Below are 20,564 nucleotides of genomic sequence, written 5' to 3' on the forward strand. Positions count from 1 at the left end.
GTGACGGACGGGGCCGTCGTGCCTCAGGGCCGCACGGACCACAGCGACGGGTGCGACCCGGCCGCGACGAGGTCCGCGACGGACGAGCGCGGGGCGTCGTCGGTCACGAGCGCCTCGCCGACGAGCACCGCGTGCGCACCGGAACGGGCGTAGTCCATGACGTCGTGCGGGCCGCGCACGCCGGACTCGGCGACGCGGACGACCTCGTCCGGGATGGCGGGAGCGAGGCGCGCGAACGTCGTGCGGTCCACGTCGAGGGTCTTGAGGTCGCGCGAGTTCACGCCCACGACGCGCGCACCGGCGTCGAGCGCCCGCGAGACCTCGTCCAGCGTGTGCACCTCGACGAGGGCGGTCATGCCGAGCGAGTGGACGCGCTCGACGAGCGACGTGAGGACCGTCTGCTCGAGCGCGGCGACGATGAGGAGGACGATGTCGGCGCCGTGCGCCCGTGCCTCCCACACCTGGTACGGCGTCACGACGAAGTCCTTGCGGAGCACGGGGACGTCGACCCGGGCGCGCACCGCGTCGAGGTCGGCGAGGCTCCCGTTGAAGCGGCGCTGCTCGGTGAGCACGGAGATCGCGGCCGCGCCGCCCTTCTCGTACTCCCCCGCGAGCTCGGCCGGGTCGGAGATCGCGGCGAGCGCACCCTTGCTGGGGCTCGAGCGCTTCACCTCGGCGATGACCGCGACGGCGTCGTCCGCCTTGAGGCGGCTCACGACCTCGAGCGCCCCGGGGACACGGGCGGCACGTTCCTTCAGCTCGTCGAGCGAGGTCGCCGCCTGACGCACCGCGAGGTCCTCGCGCACGCCCGCGACGATGTCGTCCAGAACCGTCATCGTCCCACCACTCCCCGTGTCGTTCCCGCCCCCCGGCCGGGCCGGTCGGCCGTCGTGCACCCACAGGTTCGGCCGACCCGTTGACAGGGAGGTACCTGCCATCGTAGAGCCGCCCCCGAGTGACGATGACCACGGCCCAGCCCCCGAGACGACCGCCGCAAGGCTGCCCGACCGTCTCAGGCTGCCACCGGGCCGAGCCACGGGACGAGGGCGGGCACGTTCCGCAGGACGCCGAAGAGCACGAGGACACCCAGCGAGGCCCACGCGAGCCAGACCGGGAGACGGGGAGCCGGGCGCCCCCGCCAGGCTCGCACGAGCCACGTGGCCCACAGCGCCACGAGCAGCGGCGCGACGAGGACCCACAGGGGGTTCATCGACCAGGCGGCGGCGAGGTCGAGGTGGACGAGATCGTGCGTGGCGCGCAGGCCACCGCACCCCGGGCACGCGAGGCCGGTGAGCGCGAGGAGGGGACACGTGACGTAGTGCCCCGGGCGGTTCGGGTCGACGGCGCCGACGTAGGCCGTCGCCGCGGCGACCAGGACGCCCACCGCGAGCGGAGCCTGCGCCGCACGCGGGACCCGTCGACGTCGCACGGCCTCGGACGTCACGCGCTCACCCGTCAGTACTGGTCCGGGATCGTGCCGACCCAGGCGAAGAAGGCCGGGAAGAAGAGGAGAAGGAAGAGCACACCGACGACCGACAGGCCGATGGCGACCCAGCCGAGGATGATCCCCGCCGTCGCCATGCCGTCGTTGTCCGCCTGCCCCTCGGCGACCGCGCGCTTCGCGGCGTTGCCGACGATCACCGCCGGGATGCCCGTGAAGAAGCCGCAGCTCAGGACGAACGCGGCGATCCCCAGCACGAGCGACCAGATGGCGAGGCTGTTCTTGGGGTAGTACGGCGGCGCCCCGTAGGCGCCCGCCGGGTACTGCTGGCCGGGGTACGGCTGGCCCGGGTACTGCTGGCCGGGATATTGCTGGCCGGGGTACGGCGCGGCGGGGTGCTGCGGCTGCGCCGCGTAGGGCGCCCCTGCGGGGTCGCCCGCCGGGGGCTGCGGGCCGCCGGGCGCCGACGAGCCGTACGGCGCCTGCGACCCGTCCTGCGGGCCTGCGGGGTCATACGGGCCGGGTCCCGGCGGCTGCGTCACCGTGCCTGCTTCTGGCCGTAGCCCATGTTGCGCAGCACGAGGCCACCGACGAGTGCCACCGCCACGAGGCCCATGCCGACCCAGAAGAGCCAGACGCCGGACACCTGGGCCATGCCCGGGAGGAGGACACCGATCGCGGCCACGAGCGAGCCGACCATGATGCCGATCATGGTGAACCAGGCGGCGACGGTGTGCCCGTGGTTCGTGGGCGGAGCCGCGGGCGGCAGGTAGGCGATCTCGGTGGTCTGCTGGTTCTCGGCCATGAGGGTCGTGCCTTTCGTCAAGATGTGGTCAGAGCCTATCGGACCGTGCCGGTGCCCGTCCCCCGCACGGTCGTCGGTCGCGTCGGCAGGGGCGGGCGTCCGCGCTGCTCAGCGGTCCGTGGGGTCCTCGCCGCGGGACAGCGCGTCCCATGCGTCGTGGTCGGTGAGGTCGTCGGGCGAGGCCGGCTCCGTGGTGCCGGACGGGTCCGGCCGCCCTTCGGGCGCCGTCGTCGCCGCGGCCGCCGAGGCGGTGGGCGGCGTCGCACCGGTCGCGCGCTCGTGCCGCGTCGACGCGCCGACCCACGACCGCGAGCCGACGGCGACCCACACCACCGCGAGCACCGTGAGGACGCCGAGCGCCGCGGCGAGCCAGGGCGCGACGGTCAGGTCGACCGGGGCCGTGACCTCCGTGACCCCCGTCGCGTCCGCGACGGCCGAGCGCGCGCTCGGCTCCGGGTCGAGCGCGACGCCGAGCGCGGAGACGGTCGCGACGACGCCGCTCGCCGCGGCGACGGCGAGCACGACCCACCGGCCGACCCGGCCGACCAGCCCGAGGGCGAGCGCGGCGGCGACGAGCACGAGCGCGGACGCGCTCACCCCGGGCGCGGCCGACGTCCCGGCGACGGTCACCTCGACCTCCGGGTCGAGCGCCGTCGCGCCGGTCGTGCTCAGCCAGGTCGGCACGGCCGCCGCGAGGGTCGCGCCCCCGAGCAGGAGCAGGACCCAGATCGCGGTGCGCCGGCTCGGCCCGGCCGGCCGGCTCACGCCAGCCCCCGCAGCCGCGCGGCGACCTGGACGGCCCGCACCGCGGCGGCCGCCTTGTTGCGCGACTCCGCGTACTCCAGCGCCGGCACCGAGTCGGCGACGATGCCGCCGCCGGCCTGGACGCTCGCCCGACCGTCGCGGATCAGTGCCGTCCGGATCGCGATGGCCATGTCCATGTTCCCGTCGAAGTCGAAGTACCCCGCCGTCCCACCGTAGATCCCGCGCGACGCGGGCTCGAGCTCGTCGATGAGGGCGATCGCGCGAGGCTTGGGCGCGCCCGAGAGCGTGCCGGCCGGGAACGTCGCCCGGAACGCGTCGAGCGCGGTGGCGCCGTCGCGCAGCGTCCCGACGACCGTCGAGCACAGGTGCATGATGTGGCTGAACCGCTTGGTCGCCATGAACTCCACGACCTCGACCGACGTCGGCTCGCACACCTTGACGAGGTCGTTGCGCGACAGGTCCACGAGCATGATGTGCTCGGCGAGCTCCTTCGGGTCCTGCAGGAGCTCCTCCCCGAGCGCCACGTCCTCCTCCGGCGTCGCGCCACGCGGCCGCGAGCCGGCGATCGGGAACGTCGTGACCCGGCCGTCCTCGACCTTCACGAGCGTCTCCGGGCTCGACCCGACGACCGCGAAGTCCCGCCCGTCCGCGTCCGTGAGCTGGAAGTAGTACATGTACGGGCTCGGGTTGATCGTCCGCAGCGCGCGGTAGACGTCGAGCGGGTCCGCCGGGCAGTCGAGGTCCAGGCGCTGGGACAGCACCACCTGGAACACCTCGCCCTCGCGGATCGCGTCCTTGCCCGCGACGACCGACGCCTCGAACTCGTCGCGCGTCGAGCGGAACTCGAGCGCCGGCTCGGTGACGTCCGGCGCGACGACCGACGCGACGTGCGCGCCGCCGGCCACCAGACGCGCCTGCATCGCGTCCAGGCGCGCGACGGCGTCGGCGTAGGCCTCGTCGACGCGCTCGTCCGTGTCGTCGAAGTTGATCGCGTTGGCGACGAGCCACACGCTGCCCTCCGCGTGGTCGACGACCGCGAGGTCCGTCGCGAGGCACAGCGTGAGCTCGGGCACGCCCAGCTCGTCGGGCGCGTCCGACGGCAGGGTCGGCTCCCAGTGCCGGATGACGTCCCAGCCGATCGCGCCCGCGAGGCCGCCCGTGAGCGGCGGCAGGCCCTCGACCGCGGGCGTCCGCAGCACGTCGAGCGTCGCCTCGAGCACGTCCACGACGTCCCCCTCGAGGGGGACCCCGGCGGGGACGTCACCGGACCAGACCGCCCGGCCGTCGTGCGCCGTGAGCGTCGCGCGGGACGCGACGCCGACGAACGAGTACCGGGCCCAGCGCCCGTCCGACTCGGCCGACTCCAGGACGAACGTGCCCGGCCGTCCCTGCGCGAGGGTGCGGTACAACCCGACGGGTGTGACGTCGTCGGCCAGCAGGCGCCGCACCACCGGGACCACCCGTCGGGACGTGGCCAGCGCGCGGAACCCGTCGAGCACGGGCCACGTCGCGCCCCACGCGGGACCGCCCGCGGGGACGGTGGTGGTCTCGGCCGGGTAGACGGTCGCGCTCACTGGTTCTCCTCCTCAGGGTCGGGGTCGGGCGTGGCCGAGCGGTCGGCGGTGCCCGCGGGCAGGTCGCCCACGACGGCGCCCAGGTCTCCCCCGGCCTCGAAGCACGTCCGGGTTCCGGTGTGGCACGCGGCCCCCACCTGGTGGACGCGCACGAGCAGCGCGTCCCCGTCGCAGTCGAGGGCCACCGAGCGCACGACCTGCACGTGGCCCGAGGTGTCGCCCTTGCGCCAGTACTCCTGGCGGGACCGGCTCCAGAACGTCACGCGCCCGCTCGTCAGCGTCCGGTGGAGCGCCTCGTCGTCCATCCAGCCGAGCATGAGCACGTCACCCGTGTCGTGCTGCTGGACGATCGCGGCGACCAGGCCCGCGTCGTCGCGCTTGAGCCGCGCGGCGATCCCGGGGTCGAGCGCGGTGCGGTTCGCGGTGTCGGTCGTGGGTCCGGTCGTGGAGTCGGGCACCCGAGAATCCTGCCAGACGCCGGGGCGACCTCGATCCCCCGTCTCGCCCCCGTCCCACGCCCGTCGCGAGTCGCCGCACCAGCTCGGCCCGCGGCTCAGCGGGTCTGGGAGACCCAGGCGTCGTGCATGCGGGCGTAGACGCCGCCGGCGCGCGCGAGGTCGTCGTGGTGGCCCACCTCGACGACGTGGCCCGCGTCCACCACGACCACGAGGTCGGCCGCCTCGGCGGTGGAGAGCCGGTGGGCGATGGTCAGGGTGGAGCGGCCCGCGGTGAGGGACGCGAGCGCCCGGGCGATGCGGACCTCGGTCGCGGGGTCGACGGCGGACGTCGCCTCGTCGAGGACGAGCAGGTCGGCCTCGGCGAGGTAGGCCCGCACCAGGGCGACGAGCTGCCGCTCCCCGGCGGAGAGCGACTCGCCGCGCTGCCCGACCGGCGAGTCGAGCCCGTCGGGCAGGTCCGCGACCCAGTCGGTGAGCCCGAGCCGTTCGACGGCGGCCTCGATCCGGGCGCGGCGTGCGGCGTCGGGTTCCTGCTCGGCGTCGCCGCGCAGCCCGTACGCCACGTTGTCCGCGAGCGTGCCGTCGAAGAGGAAACCCTCCTGCGGCACGAGCACGACGCGCTCGCGCAGGGACGCCACGGCGAGGTCGCGCAGGTCGGTGCCGTCGAGCAGCACGCGCCCCGCGGTCGGGTCCATGAGCCGGGCGACGAGCTTGGCGATCGTCGTCTTCCCGGAACCGGTCGCGCCCACGACGGCGACGGACGCCCGCGCCGGGAGGTCGAGGTCGACGTCGTGCAGCACCTCCGGGCCGTCGGGGTAGGCGAACCGGACGCCCTCGAGCCGCACGTGGGCGGGGCCGCGCGGGCTGCGCGCCCCCGCGTCGCCCTTGTCGACCACCTCGACGGGCGTCTCCAGGACCGCGAGGACCCGTCGCCACCCGGCGACGGCGTTCTGGAGCTCGTTGAGGATCTCGGTCGCCATCTGGACGGGGCCCGTGAAGAGCTGGACGAGGAAGAGGAACGCGAGGAGCTGGCCGACCGAGATGTCGCCGGCCACCCCGAGGTACGACCCGACGACCACGACGACGGCGAGCACGAGGTTCGCGACGAGCACGCCGCTCGAGAAGACGACGGCGACGAGCTTCTGCGCCCGGACCATGGCGCGCCGGGTCGCGTCGACCGCGGCGTCGATGCGCCGCGCGGTGCGGGCGCCCGCGCCGTACGCGCGGATCGTCTCGGCGCCGACGATCGACTCGGAGATCGCGCCGAGCATCCCGCCGACGCGCGCCCGGACCTGCGTGTACGCGTCGTTGACGCGCGCCTGCGCGGGGCGCAGGACGAGGAACAGCGGGACGAAGCACGCCCAGACCACGAGCGTGAGCTGCCACGAGTAGACGGCCATGAGGACCGTCGCGACGCCGATCTGCAGCACCGAGACGAGCAGCATGATGCCGCCCCACTGGACGAAGAGCGAGATGGTGTCGACGTCGCTCGTCACGCGCGAGACGAGCGACCCGCGCCGCTCGGTGTTCTGCGTGAGCACGGACAGGTCGTGCACGTGCCGGAACGCCCGCACGCGCAGGCCGGCGAGGCCCGCCTCGGTCGAGCGGAACAGCCGGACGTTGACGAAGGCCGAGCAGAGGCCCGCGAGGACGATGACGACCGCGGCCGCGCCGACGAGCACGGCCACGCGGGTCGTGTCCGGCCCGCCGTCGGCGAGCACGCCGGTGTCGACGGTCTGCTGGACGGTCACCGGGACGACGACGCGGCCCAGCGCGGCCGCGACCGCGAGCCCGAGCGTGATCCAGATCCCGTCGAGGATCTGCGGCGAGACCTGGACGCCTCGGCGCAGGGTGGCGAGGACGCCCAGCGAGCTCGCGGAGGCGATACGGGCGTCGGCGGCACGGCCGGGCGCGCCGGGAGCGGGCGCCGCGCGCACCGCGTCGGTGCGCTCGCTCTGCGTGGTGGTCCGGCTCATTCCTCCAGTGCCCCCGTCTCGACGTGCCGCACGACGTCGTCCTCCTCGATCTCTTCCTGCCGCTCGAGGTCGTCCTCCCGACGGTCCCCGTCGTACCCGTCCCGGCCGTCCTCGGCCGCCTCCCGCGCGGTGTCGTCCGTGGCGTCCGCGCGTTCCTGCTCGCGCCGCTCGGCCTCGCGCGCGTAGGCGGTCGCGAGCTCGCGGTACCCGGCGTCGCGCGCGAGCAGCTCGTCGTGCGTCCCGACGTCGACCACACGGCCGGACTCCACGTGCACGACGACGTCAGCGAGCGCGACGCTCGACATGCGGTAGGCCACCATGACGACGGTCGGGCGGTCCGCCCCCTCGCGGGCGAGACCCGCGAGGATCTGCTGCTCGACGCGCGGGTCGACCGCGGACGTCGCGTCGTCGAGGACGAGCAGTCGCGGGCGGCGCACGAGGGCGCGCGCGATGGCGAGCCGCTGGCGCTGGCCACCGGACAGGTTCGCCCCGCGCTCCCCCAGCGGCGCGTCCAGACCCTCCGGCAGGCGCGCGACGACGTCGTCGACCCGCGCCAGGCGCAGCGCCTCCCAGACCTGGTCGTCGGCCGGGCCCGGGTCGCCGTCGTCGACGAGCGTGACGTTCGCCCGCACGGAGTCCTCGAAGACGAACGCCTGCTGGGCCACGAGCGCGACCTGGGACGTCAGGTCGGTCTCGCGCACCTCGCGCACGTCGGTGCCGTCGAGCACGACGCGTCCGCGCGTGGGGTCGGAGAGCCGGGCGAGCAGCGACACGAGCGTCGTCTTGCCCGCGCCCGTGGGGCCGACGACCGCGACCGTGGTCCCGGGATCGACCCGGAGGTCGATCTCGTCGAGCAGGGTGATCACGCGCCCGCCCGCGCGGACGTCCACGCCGACGCCCTCGAGGTGAACGCCCAGACCGGAGCCCCCGCCGGGGAGGCCGCCGGTCCCGGGGCGCAGCAACCCGCCGGCGTCGACGACGCGGCTGATGCGCTCGTACCCGACGAGAGCGCGCGGGAGCTCGCCGAGCACCCACCCGAACGCCCGGACGGGCACGGCCATGACCGTGAGGAGGTAGGCGGCCGTGACGATGTCGCCCGCCGCGACGCCGCCCGAGGTGAGCCGGACGGTCCCGACGGCCAGCACGAGGAGCGTGCCGAGCGACGGCAGGAGCTCGATGACCGGGTCGAAGAACGCCCGGACGACACCGACGCGCACGTTCGCGGCGCGCAGCTCGTCGGTGCGCTCGGCGAAGCGCCGCTCCTCGCGGTCCGCCGTCCCGAGCGACGTGACGAGCAGCGCGGCCTCGAAGCTCTCGTGCGCGACGTCCGAGACCTCGGCCCGGAGCTGCTGCGCGCGCGTGATCGCGGGCGACATGTAGCGCTGGAACACGACGTTCACCGCGATCGCGACCGGGATGACGACGAGCGCGGCGCACGCGAGCCAGACGTCCACGCGGAAGAGCATCACCGCGGCGACGCCGATCATGACGACGACACCGAGCGCGAACGGGAGCGGGTTGAACACGCCCGTCGCCGCCTCGACGTCGGAGTTCGCGTTGGAGAGGAGCTGCCCCGCGGGGTGCGAGCGGTGCCACGACATGGGCAGGCGCAGGTACTGACGCGTCACCGCCGTGCGGTGCCGGGCCTGGAGCGCAGCGTAGCCGTTGCCCGCGAAGATGCGGCGAGCGGCCACGCTCGCCGCGAGCGAGACGGCGATCCCCGCGAGGACGAGGCCCGCGACCCAGATGCGGCCGCGCGCTGCCTCGTCGCCGGCGAGCGCGGGGACGACGACCTCGTCCGTCGCGGTGCCGATCGCGCTGCTCACGGCGACGGTGAGCGCCCCGAAGAGCGCGGAGGACCCGATGGCCAGCGCGTACGTGCGCGGCTCGTCACGGATGCCGCGGCCCATGAGGGCGAGCGACCGGCGCACGCGCGACCCGGTCAGGGCGTGCGGCCGCCGGACGCTCGGCTCGTCGGGGAGCTGGTCCTGGGGCAGGTCGGGCCGGTCCGTCGGGGCCGGCAGGTCGGTCGGGGCGGGCTGGGCGTCGGCGCCGGTGGGGCGCGTCCTGCTGCCGGGCACGGGACGGTCCTCGTCTTTCGTTCAGGGAGTTGCACGATCTTCTCATGCAGCCCTGACGGGGCCCGACGGTATTCCCGGCGCGACCGGGCCGGGCCCCGCACGCCCGCGCGCGGTCCGCTCAGCGCACCTCGACGCCCTGCGCGCGCATCGCGTCCTTGACCTGGGCGACCGTCAGGGCGCCGAAGTGGAAGACGCTCGCGGCGAGCACGGCGTCGGCCCCGGCGCGCGCCGCGGCCACGAAGTGCTCGGGCGTCCCGGCGCCCCCGCTCGCGACGAGCGGGACCCGGACCTCGGAGCGCACCGCGGCGAGCATCTCGAGGTCGAAGCCCGCGGTCGTGCCGTCGGCGTCCATGGAGTTGAGGAGGATCTCGCCGGCCCCGAGCCCCGCGGCGCGCGCGGCCCACTCCACGGCGTCGATGCCCGTCCCCCGGCGCCCGCCGTGGGTCGTGACCTCGTACCCGGACTCCGTGCGCACGTCGCCCGTCGTGCGCCGCGCGTCGACGGACAGGACGAGCACCTGGCTCCCGAAGCGGTCGGCGATCTCGGCGATGAGCTCGGGGCGGGCGATCGCCGCCGTGTTCACCCCCACCTTGTCCGCGCCGGCGCGCAGGAGGCGGTCCACGTCCTCCGCCGAGCGCACGCCGCCGCCGACGGTGAGCGGGACGAAGACCTGCTCCGCGGTGCGCCGCACGACGTCGTACGTCGTCTCCCGGTCGCCCGAGGACGCCGAGACGTCGAGGAACGTCAGCTCGTCCGCGCCCTCGGCGTCGTACCGGGAGGCGAGCTCGACGGGGTCGCCCGCGTCGCGCAGGTTCTCGAAGTTCACGCCCTTGACGACGCGTCCCGCGTCGACGTCGAGGCACGGGATCACGCGGATCGCGACGGTCATGAGGACTCTCCTTGGTCGGCCGGCGCGTCGCCGGTCGTGTCGGTGCCGGTGCCGTCGGCGCCGCGCTCGGCGGCCTCCTCCGCGGTCACCGGGAACTGGGCGTCGAGGATGTCCACGACGTAGACGAGCGTCTCGCCCGCGAGCGGGTTGGCCGTCTCGCCGTAGGCGAGGTCGGGCGGGACGACGAGCAGCACCTGGCTCCCCACGGACTGCTCCAGCAGGCCCTGCTCCCATCCCTCGATGACCTCGCCGATCCCGATCATGATGGACAGCGGCGCGGTGCCGTCCGTCCACGTCGAGTCGAAGACCTCGCCGTCGGACCAGCGCACTCCCGTGTACCGGACCGTGACCACCTGGCCGACCTCGACCTGGCGTCCGTCACCGCGGACCAGCGGCTGGACGACGAGCCCCGCGGGCGCGGCCGTCTCGGGCGGGATCGTGGGGCTCGGCGCACCGTCCTCGGCGAGCGTCACGGTCGGCAGGCCCTCGACGGGATCGACCGCCTCGCCCGACGCACGGGTCGGGAGCACGTCCACGACCAGCGCGACGGGGACGCCGTCGTCCTCCTCGAGCCGCAGGAGGCGGGCTCCCACCCGCTGGCCGCGCAGGAGGTCGCGCAGGTCGCGCCCGATCGACTCGTCGGTGAGCGCGCGCCAGCGCGGCGCGTCGGTGTACGTGTTCTGGAGGACCGTCCCGTCGCTCACGTCCTGCGCGTAGAGGTTGAGCAGGAGCGGACCGCCGTCGACGAGCTCGGCCCCGGCGCCCGGCCACACGACCTCCGAGGTCGCCTCGGGGACGTCGAGCGGGGCACGGTACTGGAGCTCGGGCGGCGCTCCCGACGATCCGATCACCGTGAGGTCGGTGTTCAGCGGCGTCGGCGTCGCGTCCTCCGGCTCCGTGCACGCGGCGAGCACGAGGGTCGCGACGAGCGCCACGAGCAGCGCGAGCGCCGCCCGGACCGCGGGCGCACGACCACGGACGGGCCGAGCACCCCGCACGGGGCGCCCGGCCGCGAGGGCCAGGTTCGTCACATCACGTCCCGCGTCACATCGACTCGATGAGGCGTTCCACGCGCTCGTCGACGTTCCGGAACGGGTCCTTGCACAGGACCGTGCGCTGCGCCTGGTCGTTGAGCTTCAGATGCACCCAGTCGACCGTGTAGTCCCGGCGCGCCTCCTGCGCGGCGCGCACGAAGTCGCCGCGCAGCTTGGCGCGCGTCGTCTGCGGCGGGACCGCCGTCGACTCGAACACCTCGAGGTCCGTCGTGACGCGCTCGACCATCCCGCGCGCGGCGAGAAGGTTGTACAACCCCTCGGTGCGCGAGATGTCGTGGTACGCGAGGTCGAGGCGCGCGATCCGGGGGTCGTCGAGCTCGAGCCCGTGCTTGGCCTGGTAGCGCTGGATCAGCCGGTACTTGATGACCCAGTCGAGCTCGCGGTCGACGAGCGAGAGGTCGCCCGTCTCGAGCGCACGCAGCCCTCGCTCCCACAGGTCGAGGACCTGCTTGACGACCGGCGTCGGCGAGACGTCCTGCTCGACGAACTCCTTGACGCGCTGGAGGTACTCGCCCTGGAGGTCGATCGCGGTGACCGTGCGACCGCTCGCGAGCTGGACGGGCTGCTTGCCGGTCATGTCGTGGCTGATCTCGCGGATCGACCGGATCGGGTTCTCGAGCGCCAGGTCGCGCATGGGCACGCCCGCCTCGACCATGCGCAGGATGAGGTCGGTCGAGCCGACCTTGAGCATCGTCGTCGTCTCCGCCATGGACGAGTCACCGACGATGACGTGCAGGCGCCGGTAGCTCTCGGCGTCGGCGTGCGGCTCGTCGCGCGTGTTGATGATCGGGCGGGACCGCGTCGTCGCGCTGGAGACCGCCTCCCAGATGTGGTCGGCGCGCTGCGACAGGCAGTACACCGCGCCGCGCGGCGTCGCGAGGACCTTGCCCGCACCCGTGAGCACCTGGCGGGTGATGAGGAACGGGACGAGCACGTCGGACAGGCGCGAGAAGTCGCCCTGGCGCCGCACGAGGTAGTTCTCGTGGCACCCGTACGAGTTGCCCGCCGAGTCGGTGTTGTTCTTGAAGAGGTGGATGCGCCCGGGCAGGCCCTCGTGCTCGAGGCGCTGCTGCGCGTCGGCGACGAGGCCCTCCAGGATCCGCTCCCCGCCGCGGTCGTACGCGACGAGCTGGTGCACGTCGTCGCACTCGGCCGTCGCGTACTCCGGGTGCGAGCCGACATCGAGGTACAGGCGCGACCCGTTGCGCAGGAACACGTTGGACGAGCGCCCCCACGCGACCACCTTGCGAAACAGGTAGCGCGCCACCTCGTCCGCAGACAGCCCCCGGCCGTCGTCGGACGCGCACGTCACGCCGTACTCGGTCTCCAGCCCGAAGATCCTGCGGTCCATCGCGCTCCTACCCCTCGTCCGTCGCGGGGCCGGCGCCCGTCGCGTCGGCCGCGTCGTCGGAGGCGGCGTCGGCGGCCGCCGGGCCGTCGCCGTCCGCGAGGAGCTCCTCGAGCGCGCTCCCCGAGATGCGGCGGAACGCGCGCCGTGGGCGCGTACGGTCCAGGACGGCGACCTCGAGCTGCGCGGCCGGGATGGTCCGCACCTCCTCCCCGTCGCCGCCCGCACCGAGCGCGCGCACGGCGAGCCGCAGCACCTCGGCCAGGCCGAGGCCGGGCTGCCACGCGTCCCGGAGCACGCGGCCGAGCTGGTCGGCCTGCCCACCCATGACGACGACGCCCTGCTCGTCGGCGACGGAGCCGTCGTAGGAGATCCGGTAGAGCTGGTCCTGCGCCGAGGTGCGCCCGACCTCCGCGACGACGAGCTCGACCTCGAGCGGCTTGGACTCCGTGGTGAACACCGTGCCGAGCGTCTGGGCGTACGCGTTCGCGAGCCCGCGCGCGTTGACGTCGGTACGGTCGTAGGAGTACCCGCGCAGGTCCGCGTAGCGCACCCCCGCGACCCGCAGGTTCTCGAACTCGTTGTACTTGCCGACCGCGGCGAACGCGATGCGGTCGTAGATCTCCGAGATCTTGTGCAGCGCGCGCGACGGGTTCTCCGTGGCGAACGCGATCCCGTCCTCGTACGCGAGGACGACGACGGACCGGCCGCGCGCGATGCCCTTGCGCGCGAAGTCCGCCCGGTCCTTCATGAGCTGCTCGGGCGAGACGTAGAAGGGCATGTTCACTCGGCGTCACCTCCCGACGCGGGGCCCTGCGACAGGTCGTGCGGCTGGTCGTGCGGGACGGCCTCGGCGTTCGTCACCGCGGGCCGACGACGCGGCACGCCCGAGCCGGACCGCTCGGCCACGATCTGCTCGACGACGGCCGCGAGATCGTCGTCGGGGACGCGCTCGTACCCGGCCTGCGTCACGACCGCGACGACCGGCCAGATGCGACGCACCGGGTCGGGGCCGCCGGTGGCCGAGTCGTCGTCCGCCGCGTCGTACAAGGCCTCGACCGCGACGCGTACGGACGTGTCCCGGTCGAGCTCGGTGCGCCACAGCTTCTTCAGCGAGCTCCGCGCGAACACCGACCCGGAACCCACCGAGTGGTAGGCGCGCTCCTCGTACCGGCCGCCGGTCACGTCGTAGGAGAAGATGCGCCCGCCGCCGCGGTCGAGGTCGAACCCGGCGAACAGCGGGACCACCGCGAGCCCCTGCATCGCGAGGCCGAGGTTCTGCCGGATCATCGTCGACAGGCGGTTCGCCTTGCCGTCCAGCGAGAGCAGCGAGCCCTCGATCTTCTCGTAGTGCTCGAGCTCGAGCTGGAACAGGCGCACGAGCTCGACCGCGATGCCCGCGGTCCCCGCGATCCCGACCGCCGAGAACTCGTCCGCCGGGAAGACCTTCTCGATCTCGCGGTTCGCGATCATCGAGCCCATCGTCGCGCGGCGGTCCCCCGCCATGACGACACCGCCCGCGACGCCCTCGGCGCCGAACGTCAGCGCCACGATCGTCGTCGCGTGCGGCGCGTCGGGCGCGACGCCCGCGGACGGGTGCCCGGCGACGCGGCGCGACGGCAGCAGGTCCGGGGCGTGCCCGGACAGGAAGTCCAGGAACGACGACGACCCGGGGGTCGTGAACGCGTCGGGCAGGCGCCCTGGCTGGTCCGTGCTCATCGGGTTGCCGTCACCCTTCCTACTCGCCGCCCTTCTGGACGAAGCCCCGGACGAAGGACTCCGCGTTCGTCTCCAGCACCTCGTCGATCTCCTCGAGGAGCGCGTCGACCTCCGCGTCGCGCGACTGCGCCTGCGGCGCGACCGGGACCTCGGGGCCCTCGGGCTCGTCGTCGGGACGCCGGTCCTCGTGGGACGCGTGGGTGCGTTCGGTACCCGCCATGGCTGCCTCCTCGTCCGTCGGCGCGATGCCGCGCCGACGCTCTGTCCGTTCCGACCCGGTCCGGGCTCGCGCCCTTCCCGGCCCTGCTCGCACGCGGCGCCCGTTCCGCGAGGGGCGGGGCGCCGTCGTACGTCCAGCCTAGTCGCCGCGACTCACGACGGGCCTGCCAGACCCGCCAGGAGCGCCGCCGCGTCCGGGCTCGCGTCGAGCAGCGCACCGATGTGCGCCCGCGTCCCCCGCAGCGGGTCCATCATCGGGACCCGCTGGAGCGACGGCGCGCCCGGCACGTCGAAGATCACGGAGTCCCAGCTCGCGGCCGAGACCTGGTCGCCGTAGCGCGCCATGACCTCGCCGCGGAAGAACGCCCGCGTGTCCTCCGGGGCGTGGTGCACGGCCGCCCCGACCTCGCGCTCGGTGACGACCCGGTCGACCGCGCCCGCCGCGAGGAGCCGGTGGTAGATGCCGCGCTCCGGGCGCACGTCGGACCACTGGAGGTCCATCGCCGCCAGCCGCGGGTGGCCCCACTCGAGACCGTCGCGCTCGCGCAGGCGGTCGAGGAGGCGCAGCTTCGCGACCCACTCGACGTCGCGCGCGCACGCGTCGCGATCCGTCCCGAGGCGGTCGAGCACGGAGGCCCACCGGTCGAGCACGTCGCGCGTGGGCGCGTCGACGCCGTCCGTGCCGGCGAGCCGCTCCGACGCCTCCGCTGCGACCGCGAGGTACTCGTGCTGGACCTCCAGCGCGGTCAGCTCGCGCCCGTCGGCGAGGGCGAGCCGACGCGTGAGGTCCAGGTCGCGGCTGACCCGCTGCACGTCCGCGACCGGGTCCGCCAGCCGCAGGCCCGCGAGCCGCGCCCGCACCTGCGGGCCCAGCTCCTCGAGGTGCTCGACGACGAACAGCACGAGCGACGTCGTGCCCGTCTTGAGGTACGTCGCGGTCTCGAGCATGTTCGCGTCGCCGATGATGAGGTGCAGCCGGCGCCAGCGCTGCCGGTCGGCGTGGGGCTCGTCGCGCGTGTTGACGATCGGGCGGCGCAGCGTGGTCTCCAGCCCGACCTCGGCCTCCACGTAGTCCGCGCGCTGCGAGATCTGGAAGCCGTGCTCCTCGCCCGTCGGGCCGAGGCCGACTCGCCCGGAGCCGGCGAACACCTGCCGGGTCACGAGGAACGGCGTGAGCATCTCGACGAGCACCCCGAAGGGGACCTCCCGGTCCACGAGGAAGTTCTCGTGCGTGCCGTAGCTCGCGCCCTTGCCGTCGACGTTGTTCTTGTAGAGCACGACGGACCCGCCCGGCACCTGGTCCAGCTCGCGCGACGCCGCGAGCATCACACGCTCGCCCGCCACGTCCCAGCACACGACGTCGTGCGGCACCGTGACCTCGGGCGACGAGTACTCCGGGTGCGCGTGGTCGACGTACAGCCGGGCACCGTTCGTGAGGATCACGTTCGCCGCGCTCGGGTCGTCGTACTCCTCCGTCGTGGGGCGCGCGACCTCCTGGAGCGAGCCCTCGGGCGTCGCTCCCCCGGCAGGCTCCGCCACCGGCCCCGACGGCGCGGGCCGGGTCGGGTCGTCGGTGAGCAACGACGGGTGGGCCGACGCCCGCGGGACGTGGAAGCCTCGCGCGTCCTGGAGCGGGTCCTCGTCGTCGTAGTCCCAGCGCGCCCGGCCCCGGGCGCCGTCGCTGCGCGCGGCGAGCGCCCGGTAGGTGGTGACGACCTGGCTCGACATCAGCATCGGGTTCGCCATCGGCTTCCCCGGCTGCAGGACGCCGTACTCGGTCTCGATCCCCATGACCCGTCGAACGCTCACGCGCTCACCCTATGTCGGTCCGCCGACGCCGCGCGGTCCGTGTCCACCGACGACGACACGCCCTCCCGCGGAGCGGCGAGACCCCGCCGGTGCGGCGCCCCGCGCGTGCGGGTCGCCGTCCGGACGGGGTCTCGAGGCGTCGGTCGGGTGGTCCTACAGGTACTGACCGGTGTTCGTGACGGTGTCGATGGTGCGCGGGGAGCCGCCCTCGCCCTTCTTCTGGACGATCGTGCGGATGAAGACGATGCGCTCGCCCTTCTTGCCGCTGATGCGCGCCCAGTCGTCCGGGTTGGTGGTGTTGGGCAGGTCCTCGTTCTCCTTGAACTCGTCGACGCACGCCGAGAGCAGGTGGTCGACGCGGATACCGCGCTGACCGGTGGCGAGGAAGTCCTTGATCGCGGACTTCTTGGCCCGGTCGACGACGTTCTGGATCATCGCGCCCGAGTTGAAGTCCTTGAAGTACAGGACCTCCTTGTCGCCGCTCGCGTAGGTGACCTCGAGGAACTGGTTCTCGTCCTCCTCGGAGTACATCCGCTCGACCACGGACCGGATCATCGCGTCGAGGGCCTCGCGCTGGTTGCCGCCGTGCTCGGCGAGGTCGGCGGCGTGGATGGGCAGGTCCTCGGTGAGGTACTTCGCGAAGATCTCCTTGGCGCCCTCGGCGTCGGGCCGCTCGATCTTGATCTTCACGTCGAGGCGGCCGGGCCGCAGGATCGCGGGGTCGATCATGTCCTCACGGTTGGACGCGCCGATGACGATGACGTTGTCGAGCCGCTCCACGCCGTCGATCTCGGCGAGGAGCTGGGGCACGATCGTCGTCTCGACGTCGGACGACAGGCCGGTGCCGCGCGTGCGGAACAGCGACTCCATCTCGTCGAAGAACACGACGACCGGGGTGCCCTGGGACGCCTTCTCCCGCGCGCGGGCGAAGATCAGGCGGATGTGCCGCTCGGTCTCGCCCACGTACTTGTTGAGCAGCTCGGGGCCCTTGACGTTGAGGAAGTAGCTGCGCGCCGCGCCCGACCCGTCCTCAATCTGCTCGCCGCGCGCCCGCGCGACGGTGTGCGCGAGCGAGTTCGCGACGGCCTTGGCGATGAGCGTCTTGCCGCACCCGGGCGGGCCGTACAGGAGGACGCCCTTGGGCGGGTGCAGCCCGTGCTCGCGGAAGAGGTCGGGGTGCGTGAACGGCAGCTCGACCGCGTCGCGGATCTGCTCGATCTGCGGACCGAGGCCACCGATGTCCTCGTACTCGATGTCCGGGACCTCCTCGAGGACGAGCTCCTCGACCTCGGACTTGGGGATCACCTCGAACACGAACCCGCTGCGCGTGTCGATCGTCAGCGAGTCCCCGACGCGCAGCGACGTGTGCGCGACGGAGCCCGCGAGGCGCACGACGCGCTCCTCGTCGGCGCGGCCCACGACGAGCACGCGGTCGGCGTCGAGGATCTCCTTGGCCGTGACGATCTCGCCCGTGCGCTCGTACCCGCCGGCCGCGACGACGGTCATCGCCTCGTTGAGCTTGACCTCCTGGCCGGGGCGCAGCCGCTCCACGTCCAGGCTCGGGCTGGCTCCGACGTGCATCTTGCGCCCGGCGGCGGACACGTCGACCGACCCGTCCGGGTGCGCGGCGAGGAACACCGCGTACGTGCCGGGAGGCTTGGCGAGGTCGTCGATCTGCCGCTTGAGGTCGAGGATCTGGTCCCGCGCAGCTCTCAGCGCCTCGGCGAGCCTCTCGTTCTTCGCGGACAGCAGCGCGAGCTCTCGCGCGCTGCTCTGCGGGGCCTCGTCGCTACGACCGAATGTCTCGCTCATCGGGTGTTCCCCTCTCGCCGGCGGCTCGCCCGACCGCGTGCTGGACGGCGGACGGAGGACCCGTGAGGGCACCCGTGCCGACCACCGTCCGGCGGTCGGGTGTAGACCTTAGGCACAATCCTCGCCCGAGCACACGGACGACACCCAGCGTGAGACGACCGGGTCCCGATCGTTACCGGACCGTCATGCCTCCGACACGTCGGACGAGTGCTCGTCCTGGGAGGAGCCAGGGGCGGCGGCCTGCTCCGGGCCCTGGCCCACGTCGCGTCGCACGCGGCGGATCTTCTTCTCCGAGACCGGACGCTCGCCGAGCTCCTCGGGCGACCACTGCTCGGCGTCGGTCGGGTACGCGCCCTTGGCGGGGCGGCGCTTGCGCTCGGGCGGCGCGACGCCGTCGGCCAGACGGCGCGCGGTGAGCAGGAAGCCCGTGTGGCCGATCATGCGGTGCTGCGGGCGCACGGCCAGGCCCTCGAGGTGCCAGCCCCGCACCATGGACTCCCACGCGACCGGCTCGGCGTAGCGCCCGTCGGCGCGCAGGTCCTCCGCGAGGCGCGAGAGCTGCGTCGTCGTGGCGACGTAGCAGACGAGCACGCCGCCGGGGACGAGCGCGCGGGCCACGACGTCGAGGTTCTCCCACGGCGCGAGCATGTCGAGGACGACGCGGTCGACCGTGCCGTCCCCGACGACGGTGGGCAGCACGTCGGCGAGGTCGCCGACGGACAGCGTCCAGGCGGGGTGCGCGCCCCCGAAGAAGGTCTCGACGTTGCCGCGCGCGATGGCCGCGAAGTCGTCACGGCGCTCGATCGAGTGCAGCTCGCCCGCGTCGCCGACAGCACGCAGGAGCGACATCGTCAGGGCGCCCGAGCCGACGCCTGCCTCGACGACGCGCGCGCCGGGGAAGATGTCCGCCATCGCGACGATCTGCCCTGCGTCCTTGGGGTAGACGACCGCCGCACCGCGCGGCATCGACAGCACGTAGTCCGCGAGCAGCGGGCGCAGCGCGAGGTACTCGATCTCGGCCGTGTTGCGGATCACGCTCCCCTCGGGCTGCCCGATGAGGTCGTCGTGGCGCAGGTAGCCCTTGTGCGTGTGGAACGTCGCGCCCGGCGCGAGCGTGATGGTGTGCAGGCGTCCCCGGGGGTCCGTGAGCTGCACCTTGTCGCCCACTCGCAGCGGGCCGCGGCGCTCGTCCGCGCCCGTCGCTCCCGGTCGGTCCGTGGTGGTGCCCGCAGGCGCGGGAGCGCCGTCCGGTCCGGAGGGCGTCGTCTGGGGGCCGGGCGTGGCGGCGGGCTCGGAGGTCACGGGCGACCATCCTACGGGCCGGTTCGCGGCGCACCGCGGCGAGCCACCGGACCCGTTCCTCCGCCCGCGCCGTCGCGCCGGGTCAGCGACCGCGCTGCGCGTCCCGCAGCGCGGCCACGACGCGGGCGACCTCGAGCGCCCCGACGACCCGGCCGCCGTCGGTCACGACGACGACGGCGCCGTCCCGCCCGACCCGCGCCAGCACGGCGAGCATGTCCTGGCCCTGGAGGTGGGCGTCGATCGTCGTGCCCGCGGGCAGCGGGACGGCGACGGCGCCCACGGGCGTCGTCTCGGCGGCGTCGGGCGGCACAGCCGACGCGGCGGCGGGGTCCGCGTACCCGACGGGGCGTCCCGTCCCGTCGACGAGGACGGCGAGGACGTGCGGGCCTCCCGCGAGAGCCACCGCACGGCCCACGGCCCCGACCGTCGCCGCGGACGGCACGGCGACGGCGGGCCGCGCGAGACCGCGCACGGAGAGCCCGGAGACGGCCTCGCGCGAACGCCCCACCGTGATCGCCTGCCCGGCGCCGCTCCAGAGGAAGGCGCCGATGAGCGCGGCCCACGCGACGGTCCACAGGTCGGGCTGGCGCCCGACGGTCAGCGGCCACACCAGGGCCCACGCGACGACGCCGACGGCGACCGCACGCCCGACCCAGCCCGCCGCGACCGTGCCCTTGGTGCGCGAGCCCGTCGCGGCCCACACGGCCGACTCGAGGATCTGGCCGCCGTCGAGCGGCAGCCCGGGCAGCAGGTTGAAGAACCCGACGAAGGCGTTGGAGAACGCCCCGGCGTACAGGAGCAGCGCGGGCACGGAGAACGTCGGCTGTGCCTGGAAGGTCACCCAGAACACGACCGCGAGCGCCAGGTTGGTCAGCGGGCCGACCACGGAGATGAGGAAGCCGTCGAGCGGGCGCGCGGACGTCCCCGAGTAGGCGGTGTGCCCGCCCCACAGCGTGACGGCGAGCTCGGTGACATGCTGCCCGCGCGCCCGCGCGACGAGCGCGTGCGCCACCTCGTGCAGGAACACGGAGGCGAACAGCAGGAGCACGAACGCGAACGAGACGAGGTACACCTCGTTGCCCAGGTGCGGCGCGAGCCGCCGCACCGTGGGGACGAACAGCACCGTGAGGATCGCCGCGGCCAGGAACCACGACGGCGTGAGGATGACCGGCGCGCCGACGATGCGGCCGATGACCCAGCCCTTCGTGCGCGGGCCGGCCGGGGCGGGCGTTCGGGGGGTTCGGGGCTCAGGTCCGTCCACCCCGGAAGCCTATGCGGTCCCGGGCTCCCCCCGGCGACGGCGCACGAGCG

19 protein-coding genes are annotated in these 20,564 nt (G+C 74.1%); all 19 read right to left on the reverse strand.

What is annotated here, in order from left to right:
* Positions 1 to 23: 23 nt before the first annotated feature.
* Positions 24 to 836: an indole-3-glycerol phosphate synthase TrpC gene (gene trpC / locus CCE02nite_RS01875; RefSeq protein ID WP_047232843.1), complete on the reverse strand. Its 813-nt coding sequence runs from the start codon at positions 834 to 836 to the stop codon at positions 24 to 26.
* Between the two features lie 176 nt (positions 837 to 1,012).
* The gene (locus CCE02nite_RS01880; RefSeq protein ID WP_141387666.1) at positions 1,013 to 1,444 is read right to left on the reverse strand and encodes a DUF2752 domain-containing protein; all 432 of its coding nucleotides are present in this window, start codon (positions 1,442 to 1,444) and stop codon (positions 1,013 to 1,015) included.
* 11 nt (positions 1,445 to 1,455) lie between these two features.
* Positions 1,456 to 1,983 (reverse strand): DUF4190 domain-containing protein, encoded by a 528-nt coding sequence (locus CCE02nite_RS01885; RefSeq protein ID WP_141387668.1) that lies wholly within the window; start codon positions 1,981 to 1,983, stop codon positions 1,456 to 1,458.
* Positions 1,980 to 2,267: an HGxxPAAW family protein gene (locus CCE02nite_RS01890; RefSeq protein ID WP_255318576.1), complete on the reverse strand. Its 288-nt coding sequence runs from the start codon at positions 2,265 to 2,267 to the stop codon at positions 1,980 to 1,982. Before CCE02nite_RS01890 ends, CCE02nite_RS01885 begins: the two co-directional genes overlap by 4 nt.
* Positions 2,268 to 2,354: 87 nt before the next feature.
* Complete coding sequence (locus tag CCE02nite_RS01895) at positions 2,355 to 3,011, reverse strand: Trp biosynthesis-associated membrane protein (protein WP_141387670.1); 657 nt, start codon at positions 3,009 to 3,011, stop codon at positions 2,355 to 2,357.
* On the reverse strand, positions 3,008 to 4,585 hold the full coding sequence (locus tag CCE02nite_RS01900) for an anthranilate synthase component I (RefSeq protein WP_141387672.1): 1,578 nt from the start codon (positions 4,583 to 4,585) through the stop codon (positions 3,008 to 3,010). Before CCE02nite_RS01900 ends, CCE02nite_RS01895 begins: the two co-directional genes overlap by 4 nt.
* Positions 4,582 to 5,043: a phosphoribosyl-AMP cyclohydrolase gene (gene hisI / locus CCE02nite_RS01905; RefSeq protein WP_141387674.1), complete on the reverse strand. Its 462-nt coding sequence runs from the start codon at positions 5,041 to 5,043 to the stop codon at positions 4,582 to 4,584. The genes CCE02nite_RS01900 and hisI overlap by 4 nt, the downstream gene beginning before the upstream one ends.
* A 95-nt stretch (positions 5,044 to 5,138) precedes the next feature.
* Positions 5,139 to 7,019 (reverse strand): ABC transporter ATP-binding protein, encoded by a 1,881-nt coding sequence (locus tag CCE02nite_RS01910; RefSeq protein WP_141387676.1) that lies wholly within the window; start codon positions 7,017 to 7,019, stop codon positions 5,139 to 5,141.
* Positions 7,016 to 8,929, reverse strand: coding sequence for an ABC transporter ATP-binding protein (locus tag CCE02nite_RS01915; RefSeq protein ID WP_141387976.1), 1,914 nt, complete (start codon positions 8,927 to 8,929; stop codon positions 7,016 to 7,018). The genes CCE02nite_RS01910 and CCE02nite_RS01915 overlap by 4 nt, the downstream gene beginning before the upstream one ends.
* Before the next feature lie 289 nt (positions 8,930 to 9,218).
* A complete protein-coding gene (gene hisF / locus CCE02nite_RS01920) occupies positions 9,219 to 9,989 on the reverse strand; it encodes an imidazole glycerol phosphate synthase subunit HisF (protein WP_141387678.1) in 771 nt (256 codons plus the stop codon).
* Entirely contained in the window at positions 9,986 to 11,020 is a 1,035-nt protein-coding gene (locus CCE02nite_RS01925; protein WP_255318577.1) for an FKBP-type peptidyl-prolyl cis-trans isomerase, read from the reverse strand. The genes hisF and CCE02nite_RS01925 overlap by 4 nt, the downstream gene beginning before the upstream one ends.
* Before the next feature lie 13 nt (positions 11,021 to 11,033).
* A complete protein-coding gene (pafA, locus tag CCE02nite_RS01930; protein WP_141387680.1) occupies positions 11,034 to 12,395 on the reverse strand; it encodes a Pup--protein ligase in 1,362 nt (453 codons plus the stop codon).
* Between the two features lie 7 nt (positions 12,396 to 12,402).
* Positions 12,403 to 13,179 carry a proteasome subunit alpha gene (gene prcA / locus CCE02nite_RS01935; RefSeq protein ID WP_141387682.1) on the reverse strand — a complete coding sequence of 259 codons (777 nt, stop codon included), beginning with the start codon at positions 13,177 to 13,179 and terminating at the stop codon, positions 12,403 to 12,405.
* A complete protein-coding gene (gene prcB / locus CCE02nite_RS01940) occupies positions 13,176 to 14,111 on the reverse strand; it encodes a proteasome subunit beta (protein WP_141387684.1) in 936 nt (311 codons plus the stop codon). The genes prcA and prcB overlap by 4 nt, the downstream gene beginning before the upstream one ends.
* Before the next feature lie 19 nt (positions 14,112 to 14,130).
* On the reverse strand, positions 14,131 to 14,331 hold the full coding sequence (locus CCE02nite_RS01945) for a ubiquitin-like protein Pup (RefSeq protein ID WP_047232853.1): 201 nt from the start codon (positions 14,329 to 14,331) through the stop codon (positions 14,131 to 14,133).
* A gap of 152 nt (positions 14,332 to 14,483) precedes the next feature.
* The gene (gene dop, locus CCE02nite_RS01950) at positions 14,484 to 16,121 is read right to left on the reverse strand and encodes a depupylase/deamidase Dop (RefSeq protein ID WP_141387980.1); all 1,638 of its coding nucleotides are present in this window, start codon (positions 16,119 to 16,121) and stop codon (positions 14,484 to 14,486) included.
* Positions 16,122 to 16,292: 171 nt separating this feature from the next.
* Positions 16,293 to 17,951: a proteasome ATPase gene (arc, locus tag CCE02nite_RS01955; protein ID WP_141387686.1), complete on the reverse strand. Its 1,659-nt coding sequence runs from the start codon at positions 17,949 to 17,951 to the stop codon at positions 16,293 to 16,295.
* 183 nt (positions 17,952 to 18,134) lie between these two features.
* Positions 18,135 to 19,253 carry a tRNA (adenine-N1)-methyltransferase gene (locus CCE02nite_RS01960; RefSeq protein WP_141387688.1) on the reverse strand — a complete coding sequence of 373 codons (1,119 nt, stop codon included), beginning with the start codon at positions 19,251 to 19,253 and terminating at the stop codon, positions 18,135 to 18,137.
* Between the two features lie 82 nt (positions 19,254 to 19,335).
* Positions 19,336 to 20,514: a site-2 protease family protein gene (locus CCE02nite_RS01965; RefSeq protein ID WP_141387690.1), complete on the reverse strand. Its 1,179-nt coding sequence runs from the start codon at positions 20,512 to 20,514 to the stop codon at positions 19,336 to 19,338.
* Positions 20,515 to 20,564 lie beyond the last annotated feature (50 nt).

This window comes from Cellulosimicrobium cellulans, assembly GCF_006539945.1.
GTDB classification, from domain to species: Bacteria; Actinomycetota; Actinomycetes; order Actinomycetales; family Cellulomonadaceae; genus Cellulosimicrobium; species Cellulosimicrobium cellulans.